Annotated in this window: 9 protein-coding genes; 6 read left to right on the top strand and 3 right to left on the bottom strand. The window is 72.5% G+C overall.

Features of this window, described 5'->3' with window-relative positions:
- The 5 genes from NBZ83_RS27300 to NBZ83_RS27280 all read left to right on the top strand — a co-directional run.
- Window positions 1-1,347 (top strand): ROK family protein (locus tag NBZ83_RS27300; protein WP_438803341.1); only part of this gene is annotated, 1,347 nt, incomplete at its 5' end.
- A gap of 385 nt (window positions 1,348-1,732) precedes the next feature.
- Window positions 1,733-2,659 (top strand): TauD/TfdA dioxygenase family protein, encoded by a 927-nt coding sequence (locus NBZ83_RS27295; RefSeq protein ID WP_261571076.1) that lies wholly within the window; start codon window positions 1,733-1,735, stop codon window positions 2,657-2,659.
- Window positions 2,660-2,841: 182 nt separating this feature from the next.
- Entirely contained in the window at window positions 2,842-3,879 is a 1,038-nt protein-coding gene (locus NBZ83_RS27290; RefSeq protein ID WP_261571075.1) for a PhnD/SsuA/transferrin family substrate-binding protein, read from the top strand.
- A gap of 29 nt (window positions 3,880-3,908) precedes the next feature.
- Entirely contained in the window at window positions 3,909-4,832 is a 924-nt protein-coding gene (locus NBZ83_RS27285; protein ID WP_261571074.1) for an ABC transporter permease, read from the top strand.
- Window positions 4,805-5,671, top strand: a complete 867-nt coding sequence (locus NBZ83_RS27280; protein WP_261571073.1) for an ABC transporter ATP-binding protein — start codon at window positions 4,805-4,807, stop codon at window positions 5,669-5,671. The genes NBZ83_RS27285 and NBZ83_RS27280 overlap by 28 nt, the downstream gene beginning before the upstream one ends.
- Window positions 5,672-5,740: 69 nt before the next feature.
- On the opposite strand, the gene NBZ83_RS27275 is transcribed toward NBZ83_RS27280, so the two are convergent.
- Genes NBZ83_RS27275 through NBZ83_RS27265 form a run of 3 tightly spaced genes read right to left on the bottom strand, consistent with a single transcriptional unit; the run spans window position 5,741 to window position 6,992 of the window.
- Window positions 5,741-6,265, bottom strand: coding sequence for a MarR family winged helix-turn-helix transcriptional regulator (locus NBZ83_RS27275; protein ID WP_261576064.1), 525 nt, complete (start codon window positions 6,263-6,265; stop codon window positions 5,741-5,743).
- A 56-nt stretch (window positions 6,266-6,321) separates the two neighbouring features.
- Complete coding sequence (locus tag NBZ83_RS27270; RefSeq protein ID WP_261571071.1) at window positions 6,322-6,615, bottom strand: MFS transporter; 294 nt, start codon at window positions 6,613-6,615, stop codon at window positions 6,322-6,324.
- A gap of 14 nt (window positions 6,616-6,629) precedes the next feature.
- Entirely contained in the window at window positions 6,630-6,992 is a 363-nt protein-coding gene (locus NBZ83_RS27265; RefSeq protein ID WP_261576063.1) for a hypothetical protein, read from the bottom strand.
- 76 nt (window positions 6,993-7,068) lie between these two features.
- Between NBZ83_RS27265 and NBZ83_RS27260 the strand changes: the two genes are divergently transcribed.
- Window positions 7,069-8,164, top strand: a 1,096-nt coding sequence (locus NBZ83_RS27260; protein ID WP_261576062.1) for a serine/threonine-protein kinase, incomplete at its 3' end; no start/stop codon positions are given.

Here is an 8,164-nt window from a genome sequence, read left to right as displayed (position 1 = left end):
CCCCCCGGCCGCGCAGGCGCCCCCGGATTGGCCACAGCACCGTCAGCCAGCCCAGCAGGGGCCGGATCGACCGGCACCGGTCCGACGGGGGCCGGTCCGACTGGTGGTGGTGGCATCGGCTCCGGCGCCGCGGCGGCGATCCTGCGGACGGTGCTCGACCACGGGCCGGTCGCCCGCACGGCGATCGGCCGGGCCACGGGGCTCAGCCCGGCGGCGGTGTCGCGGCAGACCGCGGGGCTGATCTCGCTGGGCCTGCTGCGCGAGCTCCCGGCGAGCTCGCTGTCCCCGCGGGCGGGGCGCCCGCACGTGCCGCTCGACGTCGACACCCGGCGCCATCTCGCCTGCGGCGTGCACATCGCGGTCCCGTTCGTGACCTTCAGCGTGGTCGACCTTCGCGGCCAGGTGGTCGCGCGGGAGCAGCGGCCGCGTGAGGGAGACGCCACGGCCGTCCTCCGGATGATCATCCAACACCTGTCCGGGTTCCTCGCTCGGCACGCCGGCGGAAGCCGAGTGCTGGGGCTGGGCGTGGTCACCGGTGGTCGGGTCGACCCCGAGCTCGGCCTGGTGGTCGAGCACGAGCCGCTGGACTGGCGGGACGTCCCGGTGCGCGACGTGCTGGCGGCGGCCACCGGGTTGCCGGTGCACGTCGACGGGCACGCCCGGGCACTGGCACAGGCGGAGATTCTCTTCGGCGACCCGCGGGCCCGGCGCAGCCTGCTGCACCTGTTCGTGGGCAACGTCGCCGACGCCGCGTTCGCCACCGACGGCTCGGTGCACATCGGCCCGAACTCCGCCGCCGGCGGTATCGCCCACCTGCGGCTCGCCGACAGTAACGCGCCCTGCCGGTGCGGCCGGTCCGGTTGCGTGCAGGCCACCCTGTCCGAGAGCACGCTGCTGCGGCACGCCGCCGACGAGGGGATCATCTCCCGGCCGGACCTGCAGGACCTGCTGTCCGCCGCCCTCGGCGGCGACCGTCGCGCCGTGGCGCTCTTCCGCGACCGGCTGCGGGTGGTGGGACGGCTGATCGCCCTGCTCGTCGACATGATGGATCCGGAGGTCGTCGTTCTCACCGAGGCCGCCACCCTGTTCCTGCCAGCCCTGCGGGGCGACCTGTTCGCCGAGATCTCTGCGCACTCCCGGGTATGTGCCGAACCCGAACGGATGGTGCTGCCAAGCAGCTTCGGCCCCGACGTGCTCGCGGTCGCCGCGGGCGCGACGGTGCTCGACGCGGTGCACCGCAGCCCGCACAGCCTGCCCGCCGACCTGGCGCTGCCCCGGCCCGCCCCGGCCGTGGGGGCGGCTTCTACTCGCCGACCGGCCACCCCGCTCGCCCGCCGACGCAATTAATTTCAGCGGAACACAAAATATTGACGACCCCGCCGGTCATCACCGAAGATTGACCTGTGAACAACACCGGACGCGACGGCGAGGGTATTTCTCCGCCTCACGACCGGTGTTGTCGTCGATGTTGACGCGGGATATCCACCGCCACGTCTCGGTGGGCTGAATCCGGCTCTACGCCGCACCCAGCGCCGAGCGAAAAATGAGGCATGCACGCGGCAAAGACGCCGATCCTGCCATCCTCGTCTGCATTCCCGGCTGCTCTCTCGGCTGATCCCGACTGCCCTGACGGCATGCGACCAAAAGCCTGACACGGCAGCGCGCGAAAACGTCGGACACCCCCTTTCCGGCTACACCCATCCCTTTTTCCGCCCCTTGGAGGAACTGCAGGATGACCAGCATCACATCCACCGCCCTGGGCCTCGACGTCCGCCCGCTCTCCGGCCATACGGGGGCCGAGATCCACGGGATCGACCTGCGCGAGGAGCTCGACGACGCGACCGTGGCGGAGATCCGCTCGGCGCTGCACCAGTGGAAGGTGGTCTTCTTTCGGGACCAGCACATCGACCACGCCCAGCAGGTCGCGTTCGGGCGCCGGTTCGGCCGGCTGACGCCGGCGCACCCGCACGAGGAGGCGCCGCCGGCCGGCTTCCCCGAGATCCTGCCGATCGACAGCCGCCGGTACGCGAAGGTCTTCGGCAGGCGGAAGGCCACCTACGACAACGGCTGGCACACCGACGTCACCGCCCTGGTGAACCCGCCCACCGCGTCGATCCTGCGCGGCGACGTCATCCCCCCGTACGGCGGGGACACGGCGTGGACGAACCTGGTGGCGGCCTACCAGGGGCTGCCCGAGCCGCTGCGGAACCTGGCGGACGGCCTGCGCGCCCGGCACAGTTTCGGGAACTTCCCCAGCGACAGCGAGTACGGCCGCAGGGTGGCCGCCAACCCACTGGTGGCGATCCACCCGGTGGTACGGGTGCACCCCGAGACCGGCGAGCGGGCGCTGTTCGTCAGCCCGAGCTTCACTGCGAAGGACGGCGAGATCATCGGCTTCTCGCCGAAGCAGAGCCGGCAGATCCTCGACGTTTTCTACGACCAGATCTCCCGCTCCGAGTTCACCGTGCGGTTCAAGTGGAACCCGGGCGACATCGCGTTCTGGGACAACCGGGCGACCGCTCATCTGGGGCCGTCCGACCTCGGCCACCTCGACTTCGACCGGGTGCTGTACCGGGTGACCATCGAGGGCGACATCCCGGTGGGCGTGGACGGTCGGGAGTCGGAACTCGTCGCCGGCGAACCCTTCCTCGGGACCTGACGGGATCCCGACCAGCGGGCCCGCAGAGCCCCACCCACGGCCCCGAACCGAGGGCCGAGAAATCCGCCGAGAGCCGCGAGGGCCATCTCCCTCGCGGCTCTCGGCGCACACCGGACGGCCGCCGACCACCGGCCGAAATCGCACCAGCGGCCGAGATTCCATGACCAACAGGGAGATCTTCGATGCATCATCGACAACCGTGGGCGCGGCGTCCTTCCCTCCTGACCGCCGGACTCGCCGCGCTCATCGCGGTGCTCCTGGCCGCCTGCGGCAGCGGCGGCGGGGACGGCGCGCGGGCGACGGCTGGCGACCGGCGGGTGACGCTGCGGATCGGCGACCAGAGCAAGACCCTCGAGCTGCCGCTGACGCTGTCCGGTGCGGCCAGGGGCGCCCCGTACGGCCTGACCTACAGCACGTTCGCCGACGGGCCGCACATGAATGCCGCGTTCAGCGCCGGGCGGCTCGACGTCGGCTACATGGGTGACACGCCGGTGCTGTTCGCGAACGCCGCGAACGCCGGTGTCGTGGCGATCTCCGTCGCAGAGAACCCCGTGAACGGCCAGACGATCATTGCGAGAGCCGGCTCCGGGATCCGGACGCCGGCCGATCTGCGCGGCAAGCGGGTCGCGTTCACCCTCGGCACGTCACTGCACGGCTACCTGCTCAACCAGCTCGACCTCGCCGGTCTGGGCCAGGAGGACATCAGCACGGTCAACGTGCCCGTCACCAGCCTGACCTCGACGCTGGCCTCCGGCAAGGTCGACGCGATCGTCTATGTCCGGCAGTACGCGGCCGCCGTCGCCAAGCAGGCCCCCGGCTCCTACGAGATCCAGACCCGTCCGCTGCCGCAGTACTCAGTGCTGCTCGCCTCGAAGTCGGCGCTGAAGGACCCGGCGAAGCGCACCGCGGTGCGCGACTTCGTCCTGCGGCTGGCGCGGGCGTGGTCCTGGCCGAAGGCGAACGCCGCCACCTGGGTCCAGAAGTACTACGTCGACCAGCTCAAGCAGGATCCGGTCGCCTCGCGCAAGTACTTCGACTCGCTGTCTGAGACCCGCTACCGGCCGGTCTCTCCCGCCTTCGTGGACAGCCAGCGGGTGCAGGCCCGGCTGCTGGGCGGCGTCGGTGAGCTGCCGAAGTCCCTCGACGTCGACAACGAGCTCGACCCCGCGTTCAACGGCGAGCTGACCGCGGCCTTCGCGAAGGCGTTCCCGGCGGCCTGAGCGGGCCCGCCCGCGACGGAAGGATCGACATGACCGAACTGATCTCGCACCGCGATGTCGCCCGGCTGCGCACGGCGTCCCCAGGTCCGCTCGCGGCCGAGCCGGCGGCGGCCGTGGTCACGACGCCGGGGCGGCCCCCGGTCGTCCTGGTGGATCCCACCGCCGGGCGGCGCCGCACCACCAGGCGGCGTCGGGTGCCGCCGGAGGTACGCCGCTTCCTCGGCCCGGCGCTGCTGTTCGCGCTGTGGTGGGCCGTGACGGGGCTCGGCCTCGTCAGCGATCGCGCGCTGGCCTCGCCCGCGGCCGTCCTCGGCGCGGCCCGTGAACTGTGGCGCAGCGGCGACCTCGTCGACAGTCTCGGTGCCTCCCTGTACCGGGTGGGGGCCGGCGTGCTGTTCGGCGTCGGCATCGGGCTGGCACTCGCCGTAGTAGCCGGCTTCTTCCGGGCGGCCTCGGACGTCGTCGACTCGGCGATGAACTTCCTGCGCACGATCCCGGTCATCGCCCTGCTGCCGCTGATCATCGTGTGGATCGGGATCGGCGAGAGCGCCAAGATCTTCCTGATCACCGTCGGCGTCGCGTTCCCCATCTACATGAACACCTACGCGGCGATCCGCGGCGTCGACGCCAGGCTCGTGGAGGCCGGGCAGACCTTCGGGCTGGGCCGGTTCGGGCTGGTGCGCTCGGTGATCGTGCCGGGCGCCGCACCGGGCTTCCTCGTCGGGCTGCGCTGGGCGCTCGGCGTGGCCTGGCTGCTGCTGGTGTTCGCCGAGCAGGTCAACACCGACTCCGGTCTCGGGTACCTGCTCAACAGCGCGCAGTCCTGGAACCGCACCGACATCATCGTGCTCTGCCTGGTCGTCTACGGAATCCTCGGGCTGGTCAGCGACGGCCTGGTCCGCATCCTGGAAAGGACGCTGCTGTCATGGCGCCGCGGCTTCGACGGAACGTGAGCACGCAGGACCCGCAGCACCCGGCGTACGCGGCGGGGGCGGACCCGGCACCCGGGGTGGGTGGCGGGGTCGCCGTCCTGGCGCGCGCCGGCACCGACGACGCCGGCGGACCCGCCGCTGCCGGGCGCGGGGCCGCAGTGCGCGTCCGCGGGCTGCGCCGCGTCTTCGGTGAGCACGTGGTGCTCGACGGGCTCGATCTGACGATCGCGCCAGGCGAGTTCGTCGCCCTGCTCGGCCGCAGCGGGTCGGGGAAGAGCACGCTGATCCGGATTTTGGGCGGCTTCGACGACGGCGTCGAGGGTGAGGTACTGGCCGCCCGGCGGCGCTCGGTCGTCTTCCAGGAGTCGCGGCTGCTGCCGTGGAAGCGGGTCCTGCCGAACGTCACGCTCGGCCTGTCCGGCCGGGACGTCGCCGACCGCGGCCGCGCGGCACTCGCCGAGGTCGGCCTGTCTGGCCGGGAACGGTCGTGGCCGGCGACGCTGTCCGGCGGCGAGGCGCAGCGAGTGGCCCTGGCGCGGGCGCTCGTGCGGGAGCCGGAACTGCTCATGCTGGACGAGCCGTTCGGCGCCCTCGACGCCCTGACCCGCATCCGGATGCATGCTCTGCTCCAGCAGCTGTGCCGGCGCCACCAGCCGGCGGTGCTGTTCGTGACGCACGACGTCGACGAGGCGATCCTGCTCGCCGACCGGGTGATCGTGCTCACCGAGGGCCGGTTCTCCCTGGACGTGCCCGTGGACGTGGCGTCACCGCGTCGCCGGACCGACCCCGCCTTCGACCGGCTGCGCGTCACGCTGCTCGCCGAACTGGGCGTGGACGACCTCGCGGATGGCTCCCACTGACGCCCCTGGTACGGCCGGGGCCGCTCGCCCGGTCCGTGGCCGACGTGGGCCGGAGTACTCCGGCGTGGCCTATGACGTCGCGTCGGGGTGCTCGCCGGCCAGCAGGGCGGTGATGCGGTCGAGGGCGGCGAGGTCAGCCGCGTCGAGCGCGACGAGCGCCGCGGGCGGACGGTTGAGCATGTCGTCGGCGAGTCGGGCCGCCATTCGGCCGGACGCGGTCAACTCGACGAGCTTCGAGCGCCGGTCGTCCGGGTGCACCGTGCGTTCGGCCAGGCCGCGCCGTTCCAGCTCGTGCACGGTCAGGGTGGTGTAGGGGCGGTCGATCGACAGGGCCGCGGCGAGCTCACCGAGCGTCAACGCCCCGGCCTGCAGCGCCAGGAGCGCCTTGACCCGGATGAAGCTGAGGTCGAGCGCCTCACAGACCTCCCGGCGGCGCTCGTTGCGGTCGATCACGAGCGCCCGGATCCGCCGCCACACCCGCGCCGGCTCCGATCCCGCCGGTTCCGATCCCGCCGGCTCCGATCTCGGCACGTCGGCGACCGTGGCGAAAGACCGCGTGGGATCGCGCCGGTCAGCGCGTGGGAGCGAACTCATCGTGACCATCCTGCCCGGAGGAACCGTGGGACCGAGAATGCGCCGCAGCTCCGACATCACCAGTGCCGGTGCGCCGCCGGACGGGGGGCCGCGCCCCGACGGGGCGGCCAGCAGGTCACGGCCGTGTTGGTGATCAGCGCGTTGACCATGCCGAATCCTAGCCCGACGAGCACATACGCCAACAAGAACCAGAGTAGCGAGGTGCTCACCCCCAGACCGGTGAGCACCACGCTGCCAGCCGCCATGGCGACACCCGCGATGAGCAGCGATGTGCGGGCTCCGCGGCTGGCCATGAGCCGCCCGGCGAGCGGCGTGGCCGCCACCGCCTGCTCCGTCACGCCTCCGCTCACGCCCCGACCTGGGGCTAGGCCCGGCGGGCGGCGAGCAGCAGGCGGCCGGTGGCCGGCGTGAAGGGGGTTCCGTCCGGATCGGCGTAGCGGCGGAGGTCGGTGAACCCGGCGTTCGCCAGCAGGTCGCCCAGGTGGGCGCCGGTGTGGACGTGGTGCAGCGCGGTGGCGTCGAGTCGCCGCGCTTCTTGGCTGAAACGGTAACGACTGATCAGCCGGCTCGCCGCGACGTCGTACTCGGTGGTCGTCTCCACCGTGATGTCCCCGGTCCGCATGGTGCGCGGCGCCTCGGTGAAGCCGGGCAGGATCGATTCGGCGGCCGCACCGAAGTCGACGACCAGCCCGCCACCCGGGCGGACGACCCGGCCGAGTGCCGCCACGAACGCATCGGCATCCGAGTCGGGGGACGCCCGTATCCTCAGTGCGGGTCGAATCGGGATCGGGAGGACCACGACAGTGCTACCTCTGCACCCTGACGACCCGGAGACGATCGGCGACTATCGGCTGTTGCAACGGCTCGGCGCCGGCGGCATGGGTCGGGTGTACCTCGGTCGAAGCCCCGGCGGGCGCACAGTGGCGATCAAGGTTGTCCGGCCCGAGCTCGTGGACGAGCCGCAGTTCCACCAACGGTTCCGGCGCGAGGTCGACGCGGCGCGCCGCGTCGGCGGGGCGTGGACGGCGCCGGTGCTGGACGCCGATCCGGACGCGGAGCGGCCGTGGCTGGTCACCGCGTTCGTCCCCGGCCCGTCGCTACACGAGGCGGTCCGCACCTACGGCCCGTTACCGCTCGGCACCGTCCGGGCGCTGGGCGCCGGGCTGGCCGAGGCCCTGATCGCCGTGCACGGCGCCGGTCTCGTGCATCGCGACCTCAAGCCGTCCAACGTGCTGCTGAGTCTGGACGGCCCGCGGGTCATCGACTTCGGCATCTCCCGGGCGGTCGACGCGACCGCGCTGACGCACACCGGGGCGGCGGTCGGTTCACCGGCATATATGGCACCCGAGCAGATCGGTGCCGGGGGCGTCGGGCCGGCCAGCGACGTCTTCGCACTCGGCGCGGTGCTCGTGCACGCCGCGACCGGCACCAGCCCGTTCCAGGCGTCCACCGTGCCGGCGATGATGTACGCGGTCCTGTCTCGGGAGCCTGACCTGGCCGCCGTGCCGGACGACCTGCGTGCGCTGATCAGCGCCTGCCTGCGCAAGTCCCCCGGCGAGCGCCCCTCCCCCGCGGCGGTGCTGGCGGCGCTGGCGCCCGCTGGCAGCGCGGCCGGGCTGATCGCCGCCGGCTGGCTGCCCGCGACGCTCGTCACCGATCTGAGCCGCCGTGCCGTCGCCCTGCTCGACCTCGACGCCCCGACCCGCTCGCCCCCGCCGCGGAACCTGTTCGGCAACGGCTCACCGAACTCGCTGAACTCACCGAACCCGCTGAAGCCACTTGATGCACCGAGTCGCTCCGAGCCACCGCTCAGCACCGGTCCGGATGCCTACCACGGCCTGAGACCGGATCCCGGGCTCAGGCGGAACGTCCCACCCGACCCGCGCGCATACCAACCAC

It is taken from the genome of Frankia gtarii (assembly GCF_025403375.1).
Classification (GTDB): Bacteria; Actinomycetota; Actinomycetes; order Frankiales; family Frankiaceae; genus Frankia; species Frankia gtarii.
This window is presented reverse-complemented; position numbering and strand designations above follow the sequence as displayed.